At 57.5% G+C, this 24,895-nt stretch carries 25 protein-coding genes and 1 pseudogene; 19 read left to right on the top strand and 7 right to left on the bottom strand.

Features of this window, described 5'->3' with window-relative positions:
• The first annotated feature begins 45 nt into the window (after window positions 1–45).
• From FEZ62_RS05295 to FEZ62_RS05280, 4 genes are all read left to right on the top strand, one after another.
• Window positions 46–456, top strand: coding sequence for a PA2817 family protein (locus FEZ62_RS05295; protein WP_069899830.1), 411 nt, complete (start codon window positions 46–48; stop codon window positions 454–456).
• A 135-nt stretch (window positions 457–591) separates the two neighbouring features.
• A complete protein-coding gene (locus FEZ62_RS05290) occupies window positions 592–1,257 on the top strand; it encodes an HAD family phosphatase (protein WP_242454884.1) in 666 nt (221 codons plus the stop codon).
• A complete protein-coding gene (locus tag FEZ62_RS05285) occupies window positions 1,254–1,817 on the top strand; it encodes a phosphonate degradation HD-domain oxygenase (protein WP_172927045.1) in 564 nt (187 codons plus the stop codon). The genes FEZ62_RS05290 and FEZ62_RS05285 overlap by 4 nt, the downstream gene beginning before the upstream one ends.
• A gap of 136 nt (window positions 1,818–1,953) precedes the next feature.
• Complete coding sequence (locus tag FEZ62_RS05280; RefSeq protein WP_069899833.1) at window positions 1,954–2,220, top strand: DUF4404 family protein; 267 nt, start codon at window positions 1,954–1,956, stop codon at window positions 2,218–2,220.
• Window positions 2,221–2,257: 37 nt separating this feature from the next.
• Here the strand turns inward: FEZ62_RS05280 and FEZ62_RS05275 are convergent, their stop codons facing one another.
• Window positions 2,258–2,965, bottom strand: a complete 708-nt coding sequence (locus FEZ62_RS05275; protein ID WP_242454883.1) for an alpha/beta family hydrolase — start codon at window positions 2,963–2,965, stop codon at window positions 2,258–2,260.
• Window positions 2,966–3,486: 521 nt separating this feature from the next.
• Between FEZ62_RS05275 and ccoN the strand changes: the two genes are divergently transcribed.
• From ccoN to FEZ62_RS05215, 12 genes are all read left to right on the top strand, one after another.
• Complete coding sequence (gene ccoN, locus FEZ62_RS05270) at window positions 3,487–4,929, top strand: cytochrome-c oxidase, cbb3-type subunit I (protein WP_069899835.1); 1,443 nt, start codon at window positions 3,487–3,489, stop codon at window positions 4,927–4,929.
• On the top strand, window positions 4,929–5,537 hold the full coding sequence (ccoO, locus tag FEZ62_RS05265) for a cytochrome-c oxidase, cbb3-type subunit II (protein ID WP_069899836.1): 609 nt from the start codon (window positions 4,929–4,931) through the stop codon (window positions 5,535–5,537). Before ccoN ends, ccoO begins: the two co-directional genes overlap by 1 nt.
• Before the next feature lie 6 nt (window positions 5,538–5,543).
• A complete protein-coding gene (locus FEZ62_RS05260) occupies window positions 5,544–5,732 on the top strand; it encodes a CcoQ/FixQ family Cbb3-type cytochrome c oxidase assembly chaperone (RefSeq protein WP_069899837.1) in 189 nt (62 codons plus the stop codon).
• Window positions 5,729–6,727 carry a cytochrome-c oxidase, cbb3-type subunit III gene (ccoP, locus tag FEZ62_RS05255; RefSeq protein WP_172927044.1) on the top strand — a complete coding sequence of 333 codons (999 nt, stop codon included), beginning with the start codon at window positions 5,729–5,731 and terminating at the stop codon, window positions 6,725–6,727. Before FEZ62_RS05260 ends, ccoP begins: the two co-directional genes overlap by 4 nt.
• 140 nt (window positions 6,728–6,867) lie before the next feature.
• On the top strand, window positions 6,868–8,280 hold the full coding sequence (ccoG, locus tag FEZ62_RS05250; RefSeq protein WP_172927043.1) for a cytochrome c oxidase accessory protein CcoG: 1,413 nt from the start codon (window positions 6,868–6,870) through the stop codon (window positions 8,278–8,280).
• A 19-nt stretch (window positions 8,281–8,299) separates the two neighbouring features.
• Complete coding sequence (locus FEZ62_RS05245) at window positions 8,300–8,806, top strand: FixH family protein (protein ID WP_069899839.1); 507 nt, start codon at window positions 8,300–8,302, stop codon at window positions 8,804–8,806.
• 103 nt (window positions 8,807–8,909) lie between these two features.
• Complete coding sequence (locus tag FEZ62_RS05240; RefSeq protein ID WP_172927042.1) at window positions 8,910–11,309, top strand: heavy metal translocating P-type ATPase; 2,400 nt, start codon at window positions 8,910–8,912, stop codon at window positions 11,307–11,309.
• 28 nt (window positions 11,310–11,337) lie between these two features.
• Window positions 11,338–11,565: a cbb3-type cytochrome oxidase assembly protein CcoS gene (gene ccoS, locus FEZ62_RS05235; RefSeq protein ID WP_172927041.1), complete on the top strand. Its 228-nt coding sequence runs from the start codon at window positions 11,338–11,340 to the stop codon at window positions 11,563–11,565.
• Window positions 11,558–12,241 carry a sulfite exporter TauE/SafE family protein gene (locus FEZ62_RS05230; RefSeq protein ID WP_172927040.1) on the top strand — a complete coding sequence of 228 codons (684 nt, stop codon included), beginning with the start codon at window positions 11,558–11,560 and terminating at the stop codon, window positions 12,239–12,241. Before ccoS ends, FEZ62_RS05230 begins: the two co-directional genes overlap by 8 nt.
• A gap of 119 nt (window positions 12,242–12,360) precedes the next feature.
• A complete protein-coding gene (gene hemN, locus FEZ62_RS05225; RefSeq protein ID WP_069899843.1) occupies window positions 12,361–13,743 on the top strand; it encodes an oxygen-independent coproporphyrinogen III oxidase in 1,383 nt (460 codons plus the stop codon).
• Window positions 13,744–13,938: 195 nt separating this feature from the next.
• Entirely contained in the window at window positions 13,939–14,673 is a 735-nt protein-coding gene (gene fnr, locus FEZ62_RS05220; RefSeq protein ID WP_069899844.1) for a fumarate/nitrate reduction transcriptional regulator Fnr, read from the top strand.
• A 66-nt stretch (window positions 14,674–14,739) separates the two neighbouring features.
• The gene (locus FEZ62_RS05215) at window positions 14,740–15,288 is read left to right on the top strand and encodes an adenine phosphoribosyltransferase (protein ID WP_069899845.1); all 549 of its coding nucleotides are present in this window, start codon (window positions 14,740–14,742) and stop codon (window positions 15,286–15,288) included.
• Between the two features lie 88 nt (window positions 15,289–15,376).
• Here FEZ62_RS05215 and FEZ62_RS05210 read toward each other — a convergent pair whose 3' ends face one another.
• From FEZ62_RS05210 to dnaX, 4 genes are all read right to left on the bottom strand, one after another.
• Complete coding sequence (locus FEZ62_RS05210; protein ID WP_172927039.1) at window positions 15,377–16,525, bottom strand: acyl-CoA dehydrogenase family protein; 1,149 nt, start codon at window positions 16,523–16,525, stop codon at window positions 15,377–15,379.
• Between the two features lie 176 nt (window positions 16,526–16,701).
• On the bottom strand, window positions 16,702–17,301 hold the full coding sequence (recR, locus tag FEZ62_RS05205; RefSeq protein WP_172927038.1) for a recombination mediator RecR: 600 nt from the start codon (window positions 17,299–17,301) through the stop codon (window positions 16,702–16,704).
• A 150-nt stretch (window positions 17,302–17,451) separates the two neighbouring features.
• Complete coding sequence (locus FEZ62_RS05200) at window positions 17,452–17,778, bottom strand: YbaB/EbfC family nucleoid-associated protein (RefSeq protein ID WP_069899848.1); 327 nt, start codon at window positions 17,776–17,778, stop codon at window positions 17,452–17,454.
• A 16-nt stretch (window positions 17,779–17,794) separates the two neighbouring features.
• On the bottom strand, window positions 17,795–19,888 hold the full coding sequence (dnaX, locus tag FEZ62_RS05195; protein ID WP_172927037.1) for a DNA polymerase III subunit gamma/tau: 2,094 nt from the start codon (window positions 19,886–19,888) through the stop codon (window positions 17,795–17,797).
• Window positions 19,889–20,362: 474 nt separating this feature from the next.
• On the opposite strand from dnaX, the gene FEZ62_RS05190 reads away from it, so the two are divergent.
• A complete protein-coding gene (locus tag FEZ62_RS05190; protein ID WP_069899850.1) occupies window positions 20,363–20,584 on the top strand; it encodes a hypothetical protein in 222 nt (73 codons plus the stop codon).
• Window positions 20,585–20,653: 69 nt separating this feature from the next.
• The gene (locus FEZ62_RS05185; protein WP_069899851.1) at window positions 20,654–20,941 is read left to right on the top strand and encodes a DUF3509 domain-containing protein; all 288 of its coding nucleotides are present in this window, start codon (window positions 20,654–20,656) and stop codon (window positions 20,939–20,941) included.
• Window positions 20,942–21,180: 239 nt separating this feature from the next.
• On the opposite strand, the pseudogene FEZ62_RS05180 reads toward FEZ62_RS05185, so the two are convergent.
• A pseudogene (locus FEZ62_RS05180) lies at window positions 21,181–22,894 on the bottom strand (DEAD/DEAH box helicase).
• A 346-nt stretch (window positions 22,895–23,240) separates the two neighbouring features.
• On the opposite strand from FEZ62_RS05180, the gene FEZ62_RS05175 reads away from it, so the two are divergent.
• Window positions 23,241–24,032 carry a crotonase/enoyl-CoA hydratase family protein gene (locus FEZ62_RS05175; RefSeq protein ID WP_172927036.1) on the top strand — a complete coding sequence of 264 codons (792 nt, stop codon included), beginning with the start codon at window positions 23,241–23,243 and terminating at the stop codon, window positions 24,030–24,032.
• Window positions 24,033–24,057: 25 nt separating this feature from the next.
• On the opposite strand, the gene FEZ62_RS05170 is transcribed toward FEZ62_RS05175, so the two are convergent.
• Window positions 24,058–24,831 carry a spermidine synthase gene (locus FEZ62_RS05170; RefSeq protein ID WP_172927035.1) on the bottom strand — a complete coding sequence of 258 codons (774 nt, stop codon included), beginning with the start codon at window positions 24,829–24,831 and terminating at the stop codon, window positions 24,058–24,060.
• Window positions 24,832–24,895: the final 64 nt, after the last annotated feature.

The raw sequence follows: 24,895 nt of genomic DNA, 5'->3' as shown, positions 1-24,895 counted from the left end.
AGCTTTATACTCCGGCGCCCGTTTTTTGTTTTCAGGATCCAACCCATGGCCAACACAAACCTCGATCACCACCTTGCCCTGCTCGATCATCTGCGCAAGATTTTGGTTGCCCTGGGTGAAGCTGAACAGATTCTCGACTCCAGCCACGCCCTGTTTCTGGAGCGCTTTGATGAACTGGTCGCCGCCCTGCCGGTAGATCAGGAAGGCAGCCTGTATCTGGGCCAGGATTTGATCAGTCAGATTTTCCAGCGCTACCCGCAAATTGCCCACTTGGTCCCGCGTGACCTGCTGTGGTTCTTCGGCGGCGACTGCCTGCACTTTATGCCGGATGAAGAAATCGCAATTTACCAGCGACTCGATGAGCGCCGTTTTGAAGCCGAGGAGAACGGCGAGCCGTTTGACTGGAACCAAGAGCGTCAATTGCTGAGCATGCCGGACGAAGGCAGCAAACACTAATCATCCAAGCCCGCACAGGGCCTCTGCGCGCTGTTAGCTGCTAGTCATCAGCTGTTCAGAAGCTGTCATTTCACGGTCATTGTTTGGTCATGTTTAGCCCCTATGTTGGACTAGACCATACCAAGGATGACCGTTATGCCAACCCCGCCCTCAAACTTCACAGCGGTTCTTTTGGGACTCTCCGGATGCCTTGTAGATTTTGGCGCGCGCGGTAAAACCGCAACACCCGCCCCCGTTCATCCTTTCAGTCAAGGCGCCGCTGCTACCCGCCTTGAGCCGGATTGGGCTGAGACTCAGCCAATCAGCAGCGAGCAAACCCAACCAACACCCGGCGCGCTTGAGCTACTGTTTGCCTTACAACGCAAAAATATCACCTGCGCCTGGATTGATGATCTAGCACCACAAACAGCGAGCGCCCTGACTCAGGAACTACCTGACTGGCTCGACGGCTGCCTGGCCAAACGCGCGTGGCCGGCGCCGGATGCGTGCTGGCAGGCCCTGATTGATTTGCAGGCTGAGCAGCACTCGGGCTGTATTCTGATTGGCAGTGATCCGCAAATGCTCCAGGCCGCATTGAATGCTGGCTTCTGGACAGTGGGGCTGGCTGCCTGTGGCGCAGCCTGTGGAAAGAGCCTTGCAGAGTGGCACCGCCTCGACGCGCAAACCCGTGAAAAACTGCGCGCCGATGCAACCTTGCAGCTCTATCGGCTGGGCGTGCACTCAGTGATAGACGACCTGACCGACGCGCAATCGTGTCTGGCTGAACTCTATAAACGCTACAGCAAAGGTGAAAGACCATGACCCTGAGCCGCACGGACTTTATTGCCCAGGTAGAGCAACTGTTTGCCAACCAAGGCCAGGCGCAATACGGTGAAGATATCAGCCAGACCCAGCACGCACTGCAATGCGCGACCCTTGCGCAGCGATCAGGCTGCAGTGAAAGCCTGATAGTTGCAGCGCTGCTGCACGACATCGGGCATTTATACGAGTCACCCGAAGCAAGTGCCGCACACGACCTGCGCCACGAGGAGCAGGCGGCCAACCTGCTGCGAAGTGTATTGCCCGAGAGCGTATGGCAGCCCATTCGTTTGCATGTAGCCGCTAAACGCTATTTTTGCGCCGTCGATCCTGCCTATCACGCGGATCTTTCCAGCGCCTCAAGGGACAGCCTGGCCTTACAGGGCGGCCCCTTTGACCCGAGCGCCGCCAACGCTTTCTTACGCGCGCCGTTCGCGAAGGACGCCTTGACCCTCAGACGCCTCGACGACCTGGGTAAGGATCCACACATGCAAACGCCGCCATTGAGCCATTTCTATCCCCTGATAGAAAACCTGTTAGTAGCTCACGAGCAGGCTGCATAAGCGCCAGTTAAAAGCGGCGCGCACATAGCGATAAAACAGGCAAAAGACGCATCCATGGATTAATCTTTAATCAGGCAGGGATTTTTGCGGCCTGCCGAGGGTCAATCTATTTGTGTATCTATTAAGGGAGCGTCTCATGCCTGCAAACGAACTGCGGCAGCAACTGGAAGACCTGCGCGCGCAACTGGCGCAAAAACCTGCGCTGACTGAAGAAGATCGCGCGTCGCTGTACATCCTCACTCAGGAAATCGAGCTGCAACTGGCGCAAGACGCTGCAGCTGCTCCCGATGCAACCTTGGTAGACGGCGTCAACCTCGCGGTTGAACGTTTTGAAGTGAGCCACCCGACCCTCGCCGGAAGCTTGCGCAATATTCTGCAGAGCTTGGCCAATATGGGTATTTAAGCGCCCAGCCAAGCATGCCTGCCTGACCCAAACCCAGCTACGGCTGGGTTTTTTGTGCCTGCGCCAGTTCATCAACCAGGTCACTGATTGCCTGCGCGGCGCCAAGCATATGATCGGCATGGCTGAAGCCAGAGCTTTTCAACGGTTTCAAATCATGGTCGCCCGCTTTCAGCCAATGCAGGCGTATAGAATCAGATAAAGAGTAGCCCGCAACAGCCTCAGAGTTGCCCATGATGTCGCGCTCGCCCTGAACGATCAGGGTTGGGGTACGCAAATCGGCAAGGTGCGCGGTACGTGGCTTGTCTTGCTTGCCCGCGGCATAAAACGGATAACCGAGACAAACCAAACCATCTGCGCCCAATTCGTCCGCCAGCAAACTGGCCATGCGTCCGCCCATTGATTTACCACCGATCAACAGCGGCCCGGCAACCTGCTCACGGACCTGGCGATAGACATCGCGCCATTGTTCCAGCAGTAGCGCTTGCGGATTAGGCGGGCGCTTTTTGCCGTCGGTGCGCCGCGCAGCCATGTAGGCAAACTCGAAGCGCACCACCTGAATACCACGCTGAGCCAGCAACGCGGCCATGCTTTGCATGAATTCGCTGTCCATTGGCGCACCGGCACCGTGCGCCAGAATGAATGTGGCGCGCGCAGGGCCGACGGGGTTATCAGTTAATAAAGAAACCGTCGACTGCGGCAGCGCCTGTTGATCTTGATCAAGTTCTTGAGTTTTGCGACTGCTCATACTGGCTCACGTAAAGTTATGTCCGCACTATTGTGAGTGGACAAACTGGAGCATGCCAAACAATAACAGCGAAAGGAGTCGTCAGGTGTTGCAATGCGCCAACGCCAACCCAGCCCAAAAACCTACAAACCCAACCATTGAAGATCAGGCACACACGTGACGCGCTGATAGGATTTTCTGTGCATTTGAAGGCCCGCAGACCTGCAAACTAGAGCGAGGCTTGAGGTGTGCGACCCAAAGTCGCACCCCGCCGACAAACGGCTTTCATCCTGCTCCAGTTGAGCTAATCTTGTCTGCAGTCGCCACTGTCCACACTCTAAGGCGATTCCCGTCTTCGTCGTGCCGGTTCGTGCATGGTGATGTTTGCGTTCAAAGGCCCTTCGGCGTGCACCCGAAAGGCACTGAAATGCCCTTGAAAGCTTGATCGCGTTGGCATGTATCGTTGCAATGGTTATCCGCTTTATACATACTTGCCGCCGATTTTTATCCCTAAAAAATCCATTAACCGTGGAACCCCAGCAATGAGCACAGCAATCAGTCCGACTGCTTATAACTACAAGGTGGTCCGCCAATTCGCCGTCATGACGGTAATTTGGGGGGTCATAGGCATGGGCCTAGGCGTTTTCATCGCTTCACAACTTGTGTGGCCTGAACTCAACTTTGGCTTGGAATGGACGACTTTCGGTCGTTTACGTCCACTGCACACTAACGCAGTGATCTTCGCTTTCGGCGGATGCGCGCTGATGGCAACCTCACTCTATGTGGTGCAGCGCACCAGTCAGGCGCGTCTGATTTCTGACTCTCTGGCATCATTCGTTTTCTGGGGCTGGCAGCTTGTCATCGTCCTGGCCGTCATCACCCTGCCTTTGGGTATGACCAGCTCGAAAGAGTACGCAGAACTGGAATGGCCGATCGACATTTTGCTCGGCGTAGTCTGGGTTTGTTACGCAGTGCTGTTCTTCGGCACCATCGTCAAGCGTCAAACCAAGCACATTTATGTCGGTAACTGGTTCTTCGGTGGCTTCATTCTGGTTACGGCCATGCTGCACATCGTCAACAGTGCCGAAATGCCAGTCACCCTGTTCAAGTCGTACTCGATGTACTCCGGTGCAACCGATGCGATGATCCAGTGGTGGTACGGTCACAACGCCGTAGGTTTCTTCCTGACCACCGGCTTCCTCGGCATGATGTACTACTTCGTACCGAAGCAGGCTGAGCGTCCGATCTATTCGTATCGCCTGTCTATCGTGCACTTCTGGGCACTGATCACCCTGTACATCTGGGCTGGTCCTCACCACCTGCACTACACCGCTCTGCCGGACTGGGCTCAGTCGCTTGGTATGGCCATGTCGATCATTCTGCTGGCTCCAAGCTGGGGCGGCATGATCAACGGCATGATGAGCCTGTCTGGCGCATGGCATAAGCTGCGCACCGACCCTATCCTGCGCTTCCTGGTGGTATCGCTGGCGTTCTACGGCATGTCGACCTTCGAAGGCCCGATGATGGCCATCAAGACCGTCAACGCCCTGTCTCACTACACTGACTGGACTATCGGCCACGTACACGCCGGTGCTCTTGGCTGGGTTGCGATGATCTCCATCGGTTCGCTCTATCACCTGATTCCGAAGGTGTTTGGTCGCGAGCAGATGCACAGCGTCACACTGATCAACACTCACTTCTGGCTGGCTACTATCGGCACCGTTCTGTACATCGCTTCGATGTGGGTTAACGGCATCACTCAGGGCCTGATGTGGCGTGCAGTGAACGAAGACGGCACCCTGACCTACTCGTTCGTTGAAGCCCTCGAAGCCAGCCACCCTGGCTACGTTGTGCGTGCACTCGGTGGTGCATTCTTCGTCCTCGGCATGCTGCTGATGGCTTACAACACCTACCGCACAGTACGTGCCGCCAAAGCTTCTGAATACGATGCAGCTGCACAGATTCCCGTTGGAGTAGCTCACTGATGAAACACGAAATCATCGAGAAGAATATTGGCCTGATGGCGTTGCTGATGGTGCTTTGCGTCAGCATCGGTGGCCTGACTCAGATCGTCCCGCTGTTTTTCCAGGATGTGACCAACGATCCGGTTGAGGGCCTCAAGCCTTACACCGCGCTTGAGTTGGAAGGCCGTGACGTATACATCGCCAACGGTTGCGTCGGCTGCCACTCGCAGATGATCCGCCCGTTCCGTGCTGAAACCGAGCGCTACGGTCACTACTCCGTAGCCGGTGAAAGCGTTTGGGATCACCCATTCCTGTGGGGCTCCAAGCGTACTGGCCCGGATCTGGCCCGCGTAGGCGGCCGTTACTCGGACGAGTGGCAGCGTGCTCACCTGTACAACCCACGCAACGTGGTGCCTGAGTCGATCATGCCGGCATTCCCGTTCCTGGTTGAGAAGAAACTGGACGGTAAGGACACCGCGAGGAAGATGGAAGTTATGCGCGGCTTTGGCGTGCCATACACCGATGAAGACATCGCTGGCGCACGCGAAGCAGTTAAAGGCAAAACCGAAATGGACGCGATCGTTGCGTACCTGCAGGTTCTTGGCACCTCTATCACGAGCAAACGGTAACGCACGATGGAAATCGGGACTATTCGCGGTATAGGTACAGCACTGGTATTCGTTGCCTTCATCGGCTTGCTGCTGTGGGCATTCAGCAGCAAGCGCAAATCGGAGTTTGACGACGCTGCCAATCTGCCTTTTGCCGACGAACCCAAAAAAACCAGCGAGCGCGACGAGCAATCTTCCAGGAGCAATAACCAATGACCACTTTCTGGAGTTGGTACGTAACAATTCTTTCACTCGGCACGATTTTCGCGCTGACGTGGCTTATTTTTGGTACCCGTAAAAGCCAGCCTAACGATGAAGTGACCAACGAAACTGTTGGCCACGCCTTCGACGGCATCGAGGAATATGACAACCCGCTGCCAAAGTGGTGGTTCATGTTGTTCGTAGGCACCATCATTTTCGCACTCGGCTACCTCGTCCTTTACCCGGGCCTGGGTAACTGGAAAGGCCTGCTGCCAGGTTATGACTACCTGGACAACGAGGCCAAAACGCCTTTTGCAACCAACGTCGACATTGCCAATGGCAAAGAGCGTAATGGTGGCTGGACTGGCGTTCACGAGTGGGAAAAGGAAATGGCCAAGGCCGACGCCAAATATGGACCGATCTACGCCAAGTACGCTGCTATGCCAATCGTTGAAGTGGCCAAGGACGAACAAGCGTTGAAAATGGGCGGCCGCCTGTTTGCTTCGAACTGCTCGGTTTGCCACGGTTCTGATGCCAAGGGCGCTTATGGCTTCCCTAACCTGACGGACAACGAATGGCGCTGGGGCGGTGATCCGGAAACTGAAATCAAGAAGACCATTCTTGGCGGTCGTGAAGGCGCTATGCCAGCTCACGGTCCGATCATCGGCGAAGACGGCGTCAAGAACGTAGCTGCTTACGTCCTCACTGAGCTGGCGGGTCGCAAGCTGCCGGAAGGCACTGAGGCGGATATTGCTGCAGGTCAGAAAGTTTTCAGCACCACGTGCTTCGCTTGCCACGGGGCTGACGGCAAGGGTACCCACGCAATGGGTGCACCGAACCTGACCAACCCTGCAGCATTTATCTACGGCACCAGCTACGCTCAGCTACAGCAGACTATTCGTTATGGCCGTCATGGCCGTATGCCAGCTCAGGAAGCCTTCCTGGGCAACGATAAAGTCCACCTGCTGGCCGCTTACGTGTACAGCCTGTCGCACAAGACCGCGGAGTAACTAGCTCTCCGCCAATCAGGGCGCGACTCACAGTCGCACCCTGATTTGCAACCTCAGGCGTAACATAGCGGTATAGAGAAATGACTTTGGCTGGCACGTATCAGCCAAAGCACCCAATCCAACCGCTGTGGTACAAACTGATGAGCCAACAGATACCGGTAAAAAACGTTACCCCGAACATCCCCAAAGGCCAGTCAACTGACCTTTACGCAAGTTCTGAAAAAATCTACACCCGTGCCTTCTCTGGCGTTTTCCGCAATCTGCGCAGAATGGGTGGCGCCCTTCTCTTTCTTCTCTATTTCGGCACCGTCTGGCTCAATTACGACGGCCGCCAAGCTGTCTGGTGGAACCTGCCAGAACGCAAATTTTATATTTTTGGCTCAACCTTCTGGCCTCAGGACTTCGTCCTGCTATCAGCGCTGCTGATCATCTGCGCCTTCGGTTTATTTTTTATTACGGTGTTTGCCGGTCGCGTCTGGTGCGGGTACACCTGCCCCCAGAGCGTATTTACCTGGGTATTCATGTGGGGCGAAAAAGTCACTGAAGGTGATCGCAACCAACGCATGAAGCTCGACAAAGCGCCCATGAGCGCCAACAAGTTCATGCGCAAGCTTGCCAAGCACGGCATCTGGATTGGCGTTTCACTGGCTACCGCCATCACCTTTGTTGGCTACTTCAGCCCGATCCGCGAGCTTATCCCGGACCTCTTCACCCTCAGTGCCAGCGGCTGGGCATTGTTCTGGGTTGGTTTTCTGACCCTCGCGACTTACGGAAACGCGGGCTGGCTGCGCGAGCAGGTGTGCATTTACATGTGCCCCTACGCGCGCTTCCAGAGCGTGATGTTCGACGCCGACACCCTGATCGTCTCTTACGATCCGCGTCGTGGTGAAGCTCGCGGACCGCGTAAAAAGGATGCCGATTACAAAGCCCAGGGTCTGGGCGACTGCATCGACTGCAAAATGTGTGTACAGGTATGTCCGACCGGCATCGACATTCGTGACGGTCTGCAACTTGAGTGTATTGGCTGCGCGGCCTGTATTGACGCGTGTGACAGCATCATGGAGAAGATGGATTACCCCAAAGGTCTGATCAGTTACACCACTGAACACAACCTGACCGGACACAAAACACACCTTATTCGTCCACGCCTGATTGGGTATGCTATCGCGCTGATCGCCATGATGAGTGTATTTGTCTGGGCCGTAAGCGCGCGCTCGCTAGTCGGTCTCGACGTGATCAAGGATCGGGTCATGTACCGTGAAAATCAGGATGGGCACATCGAAAACGTCTACACCCTGAAGATCATGAACAAAGCCCAGCACGACATGACCGTGGTGATCAGTGCCGACGGCATTGAAGGCCTTGAGTTTGAGGGCAACACTGAGATCAAAGCCGCTGCGGGTGAAGTGCTTTCGGTGCCGGTGGAGTTGTCCATCCCGCCTGAGAAGCTGCCATCAAGCGCGAACAAGATCATGTTCCACGTCAAATCCATGGATGATCCGAGCATTAATTCTGACGCTGACAGCCGTTTCAATGGCCCAAGCATCCGCTAACATTTAGGCAAAACATAGAATGACCGAACAACCTGTAGTCTCGCCTTGGTACAAGCAATTCTGGCCGTGGTTCATCATTGGCTTGCTTGGCTTGTCTGTTGTCCAAGGCAGTTCGATGCTGATTTTTGCCACGCTCAACCCGCCAGGCCTGATCTCCGATGACTACTACGAAGTAGGCAAAGGCATTAACCAGTCGCTGGATCGCGAGAACCTGGCCAAGCAACTGAAGATCAATGCCAAGGTGACCTTCAACAACGAAACCGGTGTTGCAGACATGCAGCTTTCCGGTTTCAGTGGCCCTGCAACGCTCAAACTCAACGTGATCTCCCCTACCCAACCGGAGCGTGACCGGCGCATCACCATGCAGAAGGTTGGTGACGGCCACTACACCGGCCAAATGGAAGACGCAGTAGAGGGTCGCCGTTTTGTTGAGCTGATCGGTCAGGAAGGTGGCAAGGACTGGCGTTTGTTTGACGAAGAAGTGCTCGCATCCGGCAGCGTTATTCGTCTTGGCGATGCCAAGTAATCCCGACTTACTTTTGCGGCGCGGCTACCGCGCCTTTCTGCCAAGCTGGCCTGCCGGCACTCCCGCCTCAGGCCACACGCACACGGCACAAGATCCTTGATCCATGGCTAGCCCTACCCCCTGTTATCACTGCGGTCTGCCGGTACCCACTGGCGGCCACTTCCACGCCAGCGTTTTAGGCCAAGAGCGCGAAATGTGCTGCCCTGGCTGCCAGGCTGTGGCCGAAGCTATCGTGGCTGGCGGGCTTGAACACTATTACAAGCACCGCACCGAAACCGCAGCCAACCCGGATAATCTTCCGCAATTACTGCCCGATGAACTGGCGCTCTACGACCGCGAAGAAATCCAGCAGCCGTTCGTTGAGCATCAGGGTGAACTCAGCGAAACCTGCCTGTTGATCGAAGGCATCAGCTGCGCCGCCTGTGGCTGGCTGATCGAAAAGCACCTGCGCAGCATGCCTGGCGTTGCCTCAGCCGGCCTTAACTTATCGAACCATCGCTTACAGGTTCGCTGGGCGGATAGCCAATTACCGCTCAGCGACATCCTCAAAGAACTGCGCAGCATTGGTTATGCCGGCCACCCCTGGCAAGCCGACAGCGCCGCGCAGCAACTGGCCAAGGAAAATCGCCGGGCAATGCGCGAACTCGGTGTAGCCGGGTTGCTGTGGATGCAGGTCATGATGGCGGCAATGGCGACATGGCCCGAGTTCAACATCGACCTGACGCCAGAGCTGGACAAGATTCTGCGCTGGGTCAGCCTGTTTATGACCACGCCCATTGTTTTCTACTGCTGCGGCCAGTTCTTCCGTGGCGCGCTGCGTGATATCCGCACCCGTCACCTGAGCATGGACATCTCGGTGTCACTGGCGATTGGCGGTGCTTACATCGCAGGTATCTGGTCGACCGTCACCGGCACTGGCGAACTCTACTTCGATGCCGTGGGCATGTTCGCACTGTTCCTGCTTGCCGGGCGCTACCTCGAGCGCCGCGCCCGGGAACGCACCGCCGCCGCGACGGCGCAGTTGGTTAACCTGCTGCCAGCCTCATGCTTGCGCCTGGAACCGGACGGCCAGACCGTGCGCATTTTGCTCAAGGAACTCAAGTGCGGTGATCGCGTGCAAGTGCCACCCGGCGCGCTATTACCAGCAGACGGGCGCATCGTCAGCGGTCAATCCAGCGTCGACGAGTCTGTCCTCACCGGCGAGTATCTGCCGCAAGCACGCGCGGTGGGCGACAGCGTCACCGCCGGCACGCTGAACGTCGAAGGCCCGCTCACCGTTGAGGTTGAGGCCTTGGGCGATGCCACCCGCCTCTCGGCCATTGTGCGACTGCTGGAACGCGCGCAAACCGACAAGCCGCGCCTGGCTGAGCTTGCCGATAAAGTCTCGCAATGGTTTCTGCTATTCGTGCTGATTGCAGCCGCCGTGGTCGGCATCATCTGGCTGGAGATCGACCCGTCTCGCGCCTTCTGGGTCGTTCTCGCGCTGCTGGTCGCCACGTGTCCCTGCGCACTGGCGCTGGCAACGCCGACAGCGCTTACAGCCGCCACCGGCACGTTGCATGGCTTGGGCCTTCTGTTAACCCGCGGGCATGTTCTCGAAGGCTTGAACCAGATAGACACGGTCATTTTTGACAAGACTGGCACCCTCACCGAAGGCAAGCTGACCCTCAGTGAGATCCGCACGCTGGCAGACCAGAGCAGCGACGAATGCCTGATGCTCGCCGCCGCGCTGGAGAACCGCTCCGAGCACCCGATCGCCAAAGCTTTTGGCCGTGCCACGGTTGCTGCCGAGGAAGTCGAGAGCACGCCGGGTCATGGCCTGCAGGGTCGGGTCAATGGCCGCCTGCTGCGCATCGGGCAAGCCGCCTATGTCTGTCAGCTAAGCCAGCAACCCTGCCCGGCAATCCCCGGCACTAATGGCCAATGGCTGCTTTTGGGCGATGAGCAAGGGCCGCTGGCCTGGTTTGTCCTTAATGACCGACTGCGCGAAGATGCGCCGGAGCTGGTTGCCGCTTGCAAACAGCGCGGTTGGCAGGTCATGTTGCTCTCGGGTGATACCTCGCCGATGGTTGGCGAAATTGCCCAAACCCTTAAAATCGACACCTATCAGGGCGGCATGTCGCCGGCGGATAAACTCGCGCAACTGCAACAGCTGCATGATCAGGGCAAGCGCGTGCTGATGCTCGGTGATGGCGTGAATGACGTGCCGGTGCTGGCGGGTGCAGACATCAGCGTGGCGATGGGCAGCGCAACCGATCTGGCCAAAACCAGTGCCGACGCCGTGCTCCTGTCCAATCGTTTGAGCAGCCTGGTGCAAGCATTCAAGCTGGCTCGTCGCACCCGGCGTATCATTATCGAGAACCTGGTCTGGGCCGGTCTCTACAACAGCTCGATTCTGCCGTTTGCGGCACTTGGCCTGATCACCCCATTATGGGCAGCGCTGGGCATGTCCCTGAGCTCGCTGCTGGTCGTACTCAATGCCCTGCGCCTCACCCGCGCATGAGGCTAAATCGACTTAATCAGGAATCCGCATGCCTGCACTGTATATCTTAATCCCCGTTGCGCTGGCCCTTGTTGCGCTGGCCATCTGGGTATTTTTCTGGGCGGTAGACAGCGGCCAGTACGATGACCTCGACGGCCCTGCGCACAGCATCCTGTTCGACGACGAAGACCCGATGCACAAAGCCGGCATCGACGAGGCGCAACACTCCAGCGAAGACGCGCCAGGTACCGATGATAAGGACAAGCGCGATGCTTGAGCTGGCTCCACTGCTGGCGTCGGCGTTGATTCTTGGCCTGTTGGGCGGCGGGCATTGCCTTGGTATGTGTGGCGGCCTGATGGGGGCCCTGACCCTGGCAATACCACCCGAGCAGCGCGGCAAGCGCTTGCAGTTGCTCATCGCCTACAACGCCGGACGCATTTTCAGTTATACCTGCGCCGGCCTGATCATTGGCCTTGCCGGTTTTGCCGTCGCCAACAGCCCTGGCGCCATGATTTTGCGGGTGATTGCCGCCGGCCTGTTGATTGCCATGGGCTTGTATCTGGCCGGGATCTGGAGCGGCCTGACGCGCATTGAAGCGCTGGGACGCGGGCTGTGGCGCTACATCCAACCTCTCACCAAACGCTTTATGCCAGTCACCAGCCTGCCTCGCGCCGTCATTTTGGGTGCGCTCTGGGGCTGGTTGCCGTGCGGTCTGGTCTACAGCACCCTGCTGTGGGCCGCCAGCCAGGGCAACGCGCTCGACAGCGCGGCACTGATGCTGGCCTTTGGGCTTGGCACCATACCGGTGCTGCTTGCGACAGGGCTCGCTGCCGAGCGGCTCAACGGTTTTCTGCGTAACCGTGGCGTGCGTGTTGCTGCCGGCATCATGGTCGTGCTGTTTGGCCTGTGGACGCTGCCCGGCCCGCACCAACACTGGCTGATGGGTCACTAAGCAAGGCTTTAAGTTGGGGCTGAGTCACTCAAAGCGTCCTGACTGATCTGTGTCAAGGAGATGCTGGCGTATCGCCAATAGACTGTCTGTTACTGATTTAACAGACCGTGGAACAGCCAATGCTCGACAGCATCCAGTGGGATACAGCCTTGATCCAGCGCTACGATCAGGCTGGTCCACGTTACACCTCCTACCCGACAGCCGTGCAATTCAACGACTCGGTAGGCCCGCTTAACGTGCTCGCGGCTGCGCGTGAGAGCGCCAAGCATAGCCGCGCACTGTCGCTGTATGTGCACATTCCGTTCTGCGCCAACATTTGCTACTACTGCGCCTGCAACAAGGTCATCACCAAGGACCGCAGCCGTGCGGCGGCTTATCTGGTGGCCCTTGAACAGGAAATGGCGATCATCAGCCGGCATCTGCACCCTGATCAGGTAATCGAACAACTGCATTTCGGTGGCGGCACACCGACCTTCCTCAGCCACAGCCAGCTGCGCGAGCTGATGGCAATGATCGGCAAATACTTCAACCTGCTCGATGATGACAGCGGCGACTACAGCATCGAGATCGACCCACGTGAGGCAGATTGGGCGACCATGGGTTTGCTTCGCGAGCTGGGTTTTAATCGGGTCAGCCTTGGCGTACAGGATCTCGACCCGCAAGTGCAGCGCGCGATCAACCGGATGCAGAGCCTCGAAGAAACCGAGGCAATCATCGACGCCGCGCACACCCTGCAGTTTCGCTCAGTCAATATCGACCTGATCTACGGCCTGCCGCTGCAAACCCCCGAGCGTTTCGCCGAGAGCGTGGCCGCGGTAATTGCCTTGCAGCCGGATCGCCTGTCGCTGTTCAACTACGCGCACCTGCCGGAACGGTTCAAACCGCAACGGCGCATCAACACTCAGGATCTGCCCTCGCCCGCCACCAAACTGGCCATGTTACAGGGCAGCATCGAGCAGCTGCTGGCCGCTGGCTACCGCTACATCGGCATGGACCATTTCGCCCTGCCGGATGACGAGCTGGCCATCGCTCAGGAAGATGGCAGCCTGCACCGCAACTTTCAGGGCTATACCACGCACGGCCATTGCGACCTGATCGGCCTCGGCGTTTCAGCCATCAGCCAGATCGGCACGCTATACAGCCAGAACAACAGCGATCTCAATGAGTATCAGCAAAGTCTCGCTCTGGGCCAGCTCGCGACCAAACGCGGGCTCACCAGCAGCGACGATGACCATATTCGCCAGGCGGTTATCCAACAGATCATTTGTCACTTCGAGCTGCAATTTGCCGACATCGAGCAGCGCTTCGGCATCAACGTACTCGACTACTTCAGCGATTGCCTGCCAGCACTGCACGACATGCATGAGGACGGCTTGATCCGCTTTGACGATAAAGCCATCGAAGTCTTGCCGGCTGGGCGGCTATTGGTGCGCTCGGTGTGCATGGTCTTTGACCACTACCTGCATTCGACCAACACGCAGCGTTATTCGCGCGTCATCTGACGCGCAGCAACACTTTACCGAGTACCGAGCATTTAAAGTTTCACAGGGTGTATGCCCATGGATACGGGCTAAACCGATCGAGTCCGCCAGTTGCTGTAACCCCTTCAGCATGCGGGTTACAGTAATCCCGCTGGCCGAGAATGCACGCGTGATGTAACCTTACGTTATCTGCGTGTATTCCCGGGAACCGACTCGATGTCTGATAGCCTCAAGCTACGCACTCCTCATCAGGTGCACTGCAAGGATTGCAGCCTGGCTGCACTTTGTTTGCCTTTGTCACTCGACTTTGAAGATATGGACGCGCTCGACAACATCGTCAAGCGCGGGCGTCCGCTCAAGCGTGGCGAGTTTTTATACCGTCAGGGCGATGCCTTTCAATCAGTATACGCCGTGCGTTCCGGGGCGCTTAAATCGTTCAGCGTGAGCGACAGCGGAGAAGAGCAGATCACCGGCTTCCACTTGCCGAGCGAGCTGGTTGGCTTGTCGGGCATGGATACGTCAACCTATATGTCCTCTGCGCAAGCGCTGGAAACCACTTCGATTTGCGAGATACCGTTCGAGCGCCTCGATGATCTGGCCCTGCAACTGCCACAGTTACGTCGTCAGTTGATGCGCATCATGAGCCGCGAAATTCGTGACGATAAGCAGATGCTGATGCTTCTGTCGAAGAAGACGGCAGACGAGCGCATCGCCACTTTTCTGGTCAACTTGTCTTCGAGGTTCAGTGCACGTGGCTTCTCGGCGAATCAATTTCGCCTGGCTATGTCGCGCAACGACATCGGTAATTTCCTGGGTTTGGCGGTTGAAACTGTTTCCCGGGTATTCACCCGCTTTCAACACAACAACCTGATTGAGGCGGAAGGCAAGGAAATCAACATTATCGACCCTATCGAGTTGTGCGCCTTGGCCGGTGGCCAAATCAACAACTGATCCCCCGCGCCGCCGGTCATGGCGGCGCAGCTTTACCCCTAAACGCTTACATGCAGGATCCTTGCAATGATTTTCGACGAATTCAGCGTTAAAACGCTGATCCGCCCGGTTATAGATTTCCCCAAGCCAGGCGTGGTTTTCCGTGACATTACGCCACTGTTCCAATCACCGCGCGCACTGCGCATGGTCATCGACAGCTTTATCCAACGCTACATCGACGCCGACTTCAGTCACATCGGGGTAATGGATGCACGTGGCTTTTTGATCGGATCGATCATCGCCTATGAGCTGAACAAACCACTGGTGTTGTTCCGCAAGCAAGGCAAACTGCCGGCCGACGTTGTCACCGAAGGCTACCAGACCGAATACGGTGAAGCGTTCCTGGAAATTCACGCAGACAGCCTGAAACAAGGCGACAAAGTGCTGATCGTCGATGACCTGATCGCCACTGGCGGCACGCTGCTCGCAGCCGTGCAACTGGTCAAGCGTCTGGGCGCCAGCGTCATTGAAGCCGCAGCCATTATCGACCTCCCAGAGCTTGGCGGTTCGCAAAAGCTGCAGGACAGCGGCGTACCAACATTCGCCCTGACAGCCTTCGCCCTGGACGAGCGCTGATAGCTCGACTTATGCGTTTGCTGCTCATAAAAAACCGGCCTTGTGCCGGTTTTTTAATGGTCCAGTGATCTGTGCAGACGCGTCAGCGCTAGAGCCCCATCTGCTTGCTGATAATCTCGTTCATGATCTCGCGTGAGCCGCCGCCAATCGAGAGAATCCGATTGTCACGGTACAAGCGCTCGACCAGACTCTCGCGCATGTAACCCATGCCGCCGAGAATCTGCACGGCGTCATAGGTAATCTTGTCGGCAATATCGGTGGCAAAGTTCTTGGCCATGGAGATCTCCTTGACCACGCTTTGCCCCGCCGCCATTTTCGCCGCTTGCCGGTAAGTGAACTCGCGTGACACTTCAAGCTGCGTGGCCATCTCTGCCAGCCGATGTTTGAGCACCTGAAACTTGCCGATCGGCTTACCAAACGCCTGCCGCTCGCGCGCCCACGCCATCGACTCTTCAAAGGCCAGTTGCGCGGTCATGTTGGCCATGATCGCCAATGAAAGTCGCTCGCTCTGAAAATTCGCCATGATTCCGGCAAATCCCATGTTCTCGGCACCAATCAGGTTATCGACCGGCACCCTGCAATCATCGAAGAACAGTTCCGCCGTATCAGACGCCCACCACCCCATCTTTTTCAACTGGCGGCCCACGGTGAAACCTGGCGCGCCTTTCTCGATCAATAACAGGCTGACACCTGAAAATCCCTCGCCCCCGGTGCGCACCGCGACGGTGTAATAGTCGGCGCGCACGCCACTGGTAATAAAAGTCTTGCTGCCGCTGACCCGATAAAACTCACCGTCACGCACGGCGCGGGTTTTCAGGTTTGCCACATCGGAGCCGCCAGAGGGTTCGGTCACCGCCAGCGCCATGATTTTCTCACCCGCCAGCACCTGCGGCACCACATGATCACGAATGGCCGGTTTGGCCCACTTGAGAACGGGCGGCAAGCCGATATCCAGCGATCCCAAGCCCGCAACCAGCCCACCAGAACCTGAACGCATCAGTTCTTCACTGGCGGCCACCTTGGCAAAAATATCGCCTTCGTGGCTGCCGCCGAAGCGCTCGGGGTAACCAATACCCAAAATCCCTGCAGCACCCGCCTTGTGGTAAAGCTCACGCGGGAAGCCACCGGCCTCCTCCCAATCGTCTACGTGCGGCAGGATTTCACGCTCAACAAAGCGGCGAACCGAGTCGCGCACGAGGGTGTGGGAGTCATCGAAATAATCTTGCAAGGCTGGCATGGCGGCTGCTCGCTGAGGTTTTCCAGACCATACCTAGCGCTTGCTTGGTTAGCAAGATGATAAAACGGCCAGATGCCCCGCTGTTTTTCACAGACACAGCCTGGCTGAACGCACGCTGAAGCGCAGGCTTCAGTGGCGCAGTTGCCAAGCTGGCGAAAGCAGATGCCGGGTTTTGGTTACAGAACGATTGGGCGGCGACCGGAGAATGCGTGGGCAAGCGTACCGCCATCGACCAATTCAAGCTCACCACCGAGCGGCATGCCATGGGCAATACGCGAAGTGACAAGGCCTTTATTGGCCAGCAACTGTGCGATGTAGTGCGCGGTAGCCTCGCCTTCCACTGTCGGGTTGGTGGCCAGAATGATCTCGACGAAAGATCCTTGCTCAATACGCGCCAGCAACTCGGGGATGCCAATGGCTTCAGGCCCAAGACCGTCCAGCGGCGACAAATGCCCTTTGAGGACAAAGTAGCGCCCGCGAAACCCTGTTTGGTCAACGGCGTAGACATCCATCGGGCCTTGCACAACGCACAGCAGATTGTCGTCGCGGCGCGGATCGAGGCAGATTTCGCACACCTCGTCTTCGCTAAGCGTACGACAACGTTTGCAGTGCCCTACGCCTTCCATCGCCTGCGTCAGCGCCTGAGCGAGGCGCAAGCCGCCACTGCGGTCACGCTCGAGCATCTGCAAGGCCATGCGCTGGGCCGTTTTCTGGCCAACGCCGGGCAGAATGCGCAGTGAATCGATCAGGTGACGAATCAGGGGACTGAAGCTCATGCAGTTTCTCGGTCACAGGGGAAGTATGAAAATCGCGTTGCAGCATTGTTCGTGTCAGGGCGACACGCTGCACAAGTGGTCGGCGTGAATCCGCCGCGCTTGTGCCAGATACAGGTGCGGCTGCCGTGGCAGCCACACCCGTAGCACTTTTTAGAACGGCATTTTGAAACCGGGTGGCAGTTGCATGCCTTCGGTCATGCCGCCCATTTTCTCTTTGCTGTTGGCTTCAACTTTGCGCACGGCATCGTTGACTGCAGCGGCGATCAGGTCTTCAAGGATTTCCTTGTCTTCCTGCATCAAGCTGTCATCCAGGCTCACGCGCTTGATGTCGTGACGACCAGTCATGACAACGCTGACCAGGCCGGCGCCGGATTGACCGGTGACTTCGGCGTTAGCAAGTTCTTCCTGCATCTTCGCCATTTTTTCCTGCATCTGCTGCGCCTGCTTCATCAGGCCGGCCATGCCACCTTTCATCATGGTGTTGTCCTCGTAATCAGGGGGTAATAATAGGGTCTATGGGTTCAATACTATCGGCACGAATGACCGCAGTGAACTGCTCAATCATTTGCTGGACGAGCGGATCGTTATGGATCGACTCCTCTGCTTCGCGCTGGCGATTGGCACGTTTGCGCGAAGCCGCCTGAGCAGGTGTTTCCTGTTCAGGTTTAATCAATTCGATGTGCAGCTTGAGCTCGCGCCCCTGCTGCTGGTTGAGCGCGTCATTCAGGCGGCGTTGCTGGGTCGGATTAAACAACGCGCTGTGCGCAGGATCCAGGTGCAACAGCCAGTTGTCGCCTTCAACCGAAATCAGCGTGCAGTTAGCGCCAATGCTGCCGGTCATGCCGGCCAGGCCCAACTTGGGGAACAGCTCCAGCCACTCAGCGGCAAGACCAGTGGCGGGCACCGCAGCCGCTGATGGCTCAGGCGCCTCGATCACTTCGGGTTCAATCGCGCCGAAGTCATAATCCATTGATTCTGCGTCCATCTCGACGTAGTCGTAATCACCCAACGGCGGCTCGTCATCCGCATCGTTGTCTGGCAATTGTGCAGCCTCGATAACTACGGCTTCTTCGGTGACAACCGCGACAGTCTCGACGTGCAGCTCTGCAACCGGCTCGCTCGCAGCCTCAGCGACGATCTCAGACGCTTTAGCTGCAACGCTAACATCAGCAGGCTCTGGCTCAGAAACGCTCTCCTGAACAGCCTCTGCTGGCGTTGGAATAACAGGCGCTGCAACCGCCGCCGGCTCTTCCCAAGGCAAATCAACCACTGGCGCAGACGCTTCTGGCAGGGGTTGCGGTGCCGCCACGGTTGGCGCCGGCGCTAAAGCCGCCACGCTCGCAGCAGCAACGGGCGCAGGCTCAGGCGCAGCAGCTGCTGGCTGAGGCGGTACGGCAGCCGGCGCCGCAATAGCAGCGCCGGCCACTGAGTCGCTTGGGGGATTAGCAGTGGCCTGGCTAATCCCGAGCGGCTTTAGCGAAAGCCCGGGGGCGTCCGCTGAATCAGCGGGCCTGAAAGCGAGCATTCGCAGCAGGACCATCTCAAACCCGCTGCGCGGGTCCGGCGCCAAGGGCAAGTCACGGCGACCGATAAGGCCCATCTGGTAGTAAAACTGAATATCTTCGGCCGGTAATGCACCCGCCAGCTCAAGCACCCGATCACGGTCGCCGTAGCCATTGTCGACCGCATCCGGCAGCGCCTGGGCGATTGCTACGCGGTGCAAGACGTTGAGAATCTCGCTGAGTACGCCATTCCAGTCCGGCCCCTGTTCAGCCAGATGCCGAACCGCGTCAATAACGCCGCGCGCATCGCCCTCAAGCAATGCATGCAACACGCCATACACCTGACCGTGGTCGAGTGTGCCGAGCATTGCCCGCACATCAGCAGCCAGCACCTTGCCCTCACCAAAGGCGATTGCCTGATCGGTAAGACTCATGGCGTCACGCATAGAGCCATCGGCAGCACGGCCGAGCAACCACAGCGCGTCTTCTTCGAACGGAATGGTTTCAGCCGTCAATACATGGCTCAAGTGCTCGACCACACGCTCGGGCGGCATGTTCTTCAGCGAGAACTGCAGGCAGCGCGACAGGATGGTGACCGGCAGTTTTTGCGGATCGGTCGTCGCCAGCAGGAATTTAACGTGCGGCGGCGGCTCTTCCAGGGTTTTCAGCAGCGCATTGAACGAGTGCGACGACAGCATGTGCACTTCGTCGATCAGGTAGACCTTGAAGCGCCCACGGCTCGGCGAGTACTGCACGTTGTCGAGCAACTCACGGGTGTCTTCGACTTTGGTCCGGCTCGCGGCGTCGACTTCGATCAGGTCAACAAAGCGGCCCTCGTCAATCTCTTTGCAGATCGAGCAGGTTCCGCACGGCGTGGAGCTGATACCGGTTTCGCAGTTCAGGCATTTGGCAATAATCCGCGCAATCGTGGTTTTACCCACCCCGCGGGTGCCCGTGAAAAGATAGGCGTGGTGCAACCGCTGGCTATCCAGGGCATTGATCAGTGCTTTGAGCACATGCGTCTGGCCAACCATTTCGCGGAAGGAGCGCGGACGCCACTTGCGTGCAAGAACCTGATAACTCATCGAAACCCGTCATGAGATGAAAGCAAAAGTGGGCTAATCCTAACGGAGCGACCCGCAAATTGCATCCAATCAGCCGCTTCTTGATTCACAGAAAATACAACTGGCTATTTTTTACACAGACACGTACAATCCGCCTGTTCGTACCAAGCTGTAAGTCAATAAGGCACCGGATACTGCTGTTGAAACTCAACAACACTGTCCACCCCCTCCGATGGAACCCTGGTAAAAAGCGCATACGCCTATCAAGCGATGCCGCACAGCTTTCTACCTGACCCAATCTGATGACTATTCAGGATGTCTCGCCTCAGCGACGACGCAAACCTGCATCCGAAGTACTGACCCGATCCCGGCGATTTCGCCCAATGGTCGTGTAACTTCGCTCCATATGAAAAAAAGTATCTGACCAGAAACCGTCAGTGCTCTGGAGCTTTACTCTGCGCACGAAGCGCTTTTGCTTTAGGAAACACCCAAAAAATGAATACACAAACTCAAATTCAGGTTGCCATTAGCACCCTAGCCAGCGCATTTGCGCCACTCGACTGCCATATCCTTGCTGCACGCAAAGGCAGTTTCAGCTTCACCATCGTCGACAATGCCGGCATCGCCAAGCACAGCCAGCGCCTGTATCCGGGCCAGTACTCGGCTGACTCGCTGGAGCAGGTAATTGCCAAGGCGCGCCAGTCACTCAGCGCCTAAATTATGGCCTGCTGAACTTTAGGCGTAGACTGGGGGTCTGTTTGTTACCCCCAGGATGGAGCCCAGTGAATGGACAGCACCAAACGCGAATTTGTCGAACAACTGTTTTCACCCCTCAAGGCCAATTTCAGCTTGCCACGACCCGATAGCAGCATTGTGCTATCGCTCATCGATGACAGCGAAACCACCGTTTACAGCCGTGTACTGGGTGCAGCTCAATTGAATGACACACAGGCTTTCGCCCAGAGCCTCGAAGAGATCCGCCTGGAACTGGCCGTACGCTCCGGCAATATTCCGGCAGATCTGCGTAAATCCTTGAAAGAGCAAGACAGCGTTCTCAGCTATCACATAGCCTGATTCCGCCAGCCATAAGCCATAACAGTTCGCTGTTGTGGCTTTTATATTGCCTGCAGGAAAGCACAAGCTGATAGCGGCCAACTGCCCTCCTTCGCACAGACAATCCCAAGCGCGTCGCGCCAACCCCAACCTGCGGCGCCTTTCATGCAGCCATAAAAAAACCCGAACCATTCGATTCGGGTTTTCTCGTTAGCTTACGCGGGCCGGATTAGCTGGCCCTGCGCGAGGACTGAACTGAATCAGTCTTCGCGATAACGGCGCAGCTTCAACGGCTTACCAGCAACACGGGTATCCTTGAGTTTGGCCAGCAAGCGCTCCAGGCCGTCTTCCGGCAGCTCAACGAGGCTGAAGCTCTCGCGGATCTGGATGCGACCGATAGCGTCACGCGCAAGGCCGCCTTCGTTGAGGATTGCGCCCAGCAGGTTCTTGGCAGCAATACCGTCACGCGCACCCAGCGCGGTACGGCAACGTGCACGGCCTTCGCCCAGCGGCATTGGCGCACGACGCTCGCGATCGGAACGAACCGGACGCTCGCCACGCTCACCGCCACGATCGCTACGCTCACGCGGACCGCTGTTAGGAACCAATGGCTGCTCTTTCTCGACGTCAGCCAAAGTCAGCGCCTGACCATTGGTGGCCTTGCGCAGCAATGCGGCAGCCAGAGCACGCGGCGAGCAACCGATGTCTGCAGTCAGACGATCAAGCAAATCACCGTGGCTGGCCTCAGCGTCAGCGACCAGAGGTGCCAGGCTGGTGGTCAGCTTCTTGATGCGTGCATCGAGAACTTGCTGAGCGTTTGGCAGCTTGACTTCGCCAACTTTCTGGCCGGTAACACGCTCGATAACCTGCAGCATGCGACGCTCACGCGGCGTTACCAGCAGCAATGCGCGACCTTCGCGACCGGCACGGCCAGTACGGCCGATACGGTGAACGTAAGACTCTGGATCGTACGGCATGTCTACGTTGAACACGTGAGTGATGCGCGGCACGTCGAGGCCACGAGCAGCTACGTCGGTTGCTACAACGATGTCCAGACGACCGTCTTTCAGCGAGTCGATTACGCGCTCACGCTGATTCTGGGCGATGTCACCGTTCAGTGCAGCAGCCTTGTAGCCTTTGGCTTCCAGCGCGCTGGCCAGATCCAGAGTGGCTTGCTTGGTGCGCACGAATGCGATCAGCGCATCAAACTCTTCAACTTCGAGCAAACGCAGTACGGCGTTAACCTTCTGGTCAGCGTGGATCAACAGGTGAGCCTGTTCGATACGCGCAACGGTTTGGGTCTTGGCAGCGATTTTGATGTGCTGCGGATTGCGCAGGTGCTTTTCAGCAATGGCGCGAATCGAGTGCGGCAGAGTGGCCGAGAACAGTACTGTCTGGCGAGTCGCTGGCATGGCCTGGAAAATAACTTCCAGATCGTCCATGAAGCCCAGCTTGAGCATTTCGTCGGCTTCATCGAGCACCAGGTGCTGAATGGTCGAGAGTACTTTCTCGTCGCGGCGCAGGTGGTCAACCAGACGACCCGGCGTTGCCACGATAACCTGGGCACCCTGACGGATTGCTTTCAACTGCGGGCCCATCGGGGCGCCACCGTAAACAGCAACAACGTTAAGGCCAGGCAATTGCTTGGAATAGGTTTCAAATGCCGTTGCAACCTGCAGAGCCAGTTCGCGGGTCGGCGCCAGAATCAGAGCCTGCGGCTCACGCTTGCTGATGTCGATACGGCTGAGCAGCGGCAAAGCGAATGCGGCTGTTTTACCGGTACCCGTCTGCGCCTGACCAATCATGTCCTGGCCGGCGAGAATAACTGGGATGGCTTGTTGCTGAATTGGCGATGGCTCTTCGTAGCCCACTGCAGTCAGTGCTGCAAGAATACTTGGGTGAAGTCCGAGCGCGGCGAAGCCGCCGATTTCCTGGGTCATGGGTCTGCCTCTAAGTGCATCCGCAAAGACCCATGTTCCAAAGCTGCGCATGCCGTGTAAGACCGTGAAGTCACCCTGGCAGCCCTGTCGGCGGGGATTTGCGAAAACGTAATGATTAAAGTGAATCGTCTAGGATAGCCCGCACTTTGCGGACTGGCTGCCGAAGATAGCCTTCGGGCGCGTTGCACTACCTGAACGTGGCCATAAATTGACCGGCGCGCACTATACCGGAAAAGCTGATCAATGTGATGATTTTCGTCTATTTATTAATAAGCTACCGCTAAACGGTCATAACTTGATCAATCCCCGCCTGCGTTTGGACAAGGCTTGCCAGTGACGCTATACCGTTTGCAGGACCTTTACCCGCCGAGAGCCCACCAATGAATGCCAGCAGCAAAGGCCGAGTCAGTCGCGAAAGTCATGGTGCCGTCATGCTTATCGGGCTGGATCGCGCCAGCAAACGTAATGCATTTGACCTTGAGATGCTCAACGACCTCTGCCTCGCCTATGGCGAGTTCGAGCGCGATGCTGCGCTACGGGTTGCCCTGGTATTTGCTCACGGCGAACATTTCACGGCGGGGCTGGATCTGGCCAAGGTTGCCGCGACATTTGCCGCTGGCTGGCAAATACCGGCTGGCGGTTGCGATCCGTGGGGCGTATTCGGCGGGCCACGGGTCAGCAAACCGGTAATCGTCGCCGTACAGGGCTACTGCTACACCATCGGCATCGAACTGATGCTGGCCTCCGACATTAACCTCTGCGCCAGCAACACGCGCTTCGCCCAGCTTGAAGTGCAACGCGGCATCTTCCCTTTTGGCGGCGCCACTTTGCGCATGCACCGCGTTGCCGGCTGGGGCAACGCCATGCGCTGGCTGCTGACCGGTGACGAATTCGATGCTCACGAAGCTCAGCGCTGTAATCTGGTGCAAGAGGTCATGGCCTCGGAAGACTTATTACCGCGCGCCTTGTGGTTAGCCGAGCGAATCGCCAAGCAGGCGCCGCTCGGTGTTAAGGCAACGCTGGCGTCAGCGCGTCAGGCGCTCAAAGAAGGTGAAGCCGCAGCGGCCGCTGACTTGCACCCCACAGCAGCCAAATTAATGGCCAGCGAGGATGCCCGCGAAGGCTTGAATGCCATGCTGGAGCGGCGCGAAGGCTTGTTCACCGGCAAGTAGCGCACCGTTATTAGAAAGAACAGGCTCAGGTCGCCGGGCGAATCTGCTCGATCAGCGGCTGCAATGAATAGCCGAGTGTCGGCGCAAGCATTTCGGCGCGCCACTGCAACTCGCCGAAATCCAGCGTTTGCTCAAGGTCGGCCGGCACCAGCAGCACGACATTGCCCTCCTTCACCGGGCACTCCCAGTAATGACGGTTATACAGCCCGCGCAGCAAGGCAGCGCCAAGCGGTTTGCCATCGTCACCGGCCCACTGATTGATCACCAGCCAGCCACCCGGGTTGAGTTTACGCTGACAGTCCTCCAGAAAGCGCCATGCCAGATGCGCCACGCCGGGGCCGTGATCAGTATAAAGGTCGACAAAGATCAAATCGGCTGTCTCGGCACTCGGCAACAAATCCAACGCATCACCCACGCGCACAGTCAGACGCGGGTCATCTTCAAGGCCGAGATACTCCATGGCCAGGCGCGGTACATCGGGACGCAACTCGATGGTTTCGACATCATCCAGCGGCAAGTACTTGAGGCAGGCCTGGGTCAGGTTACCGGCGCCCAACCCCAGAAACAGCGCGCTCTCTGGCTGCGGATGACACAACGCGCCAATAAACATGGCGCGCGTATAGTCGTACTCAAGCCAGCTGGGGTCTGCCATGAATACACAGCTTTGCTCGATTGCATCGCCAAATTCCAGAAAACGGTAGGCACCGATCTCAACCACGCGAATGGTTCCAAACGCGTCCTTGACCTCGGCAAGCAACACCTCATCCTGCATTTCTTCGACTGGGGGCAAACCCGGCATTGCATTGACTCCACCGTGACAAAGGCGACCACAGGTCACCCGGGAAAGGCGTCAATTGTCATTG

The organism is Pseudomonas sp. MS19 (genome assembly GCF_013277615.1).
Lineage (GTDB): Bacteria > Pseudomonadota > Gammaproteobacteria > Pseudomonadales > Pseudomonadaceae > Aquipseudomonas > Aquipseudomonas marincola.
This window is presented reverse-complemented; position numbering and strand designations above follow the sequence as displayed.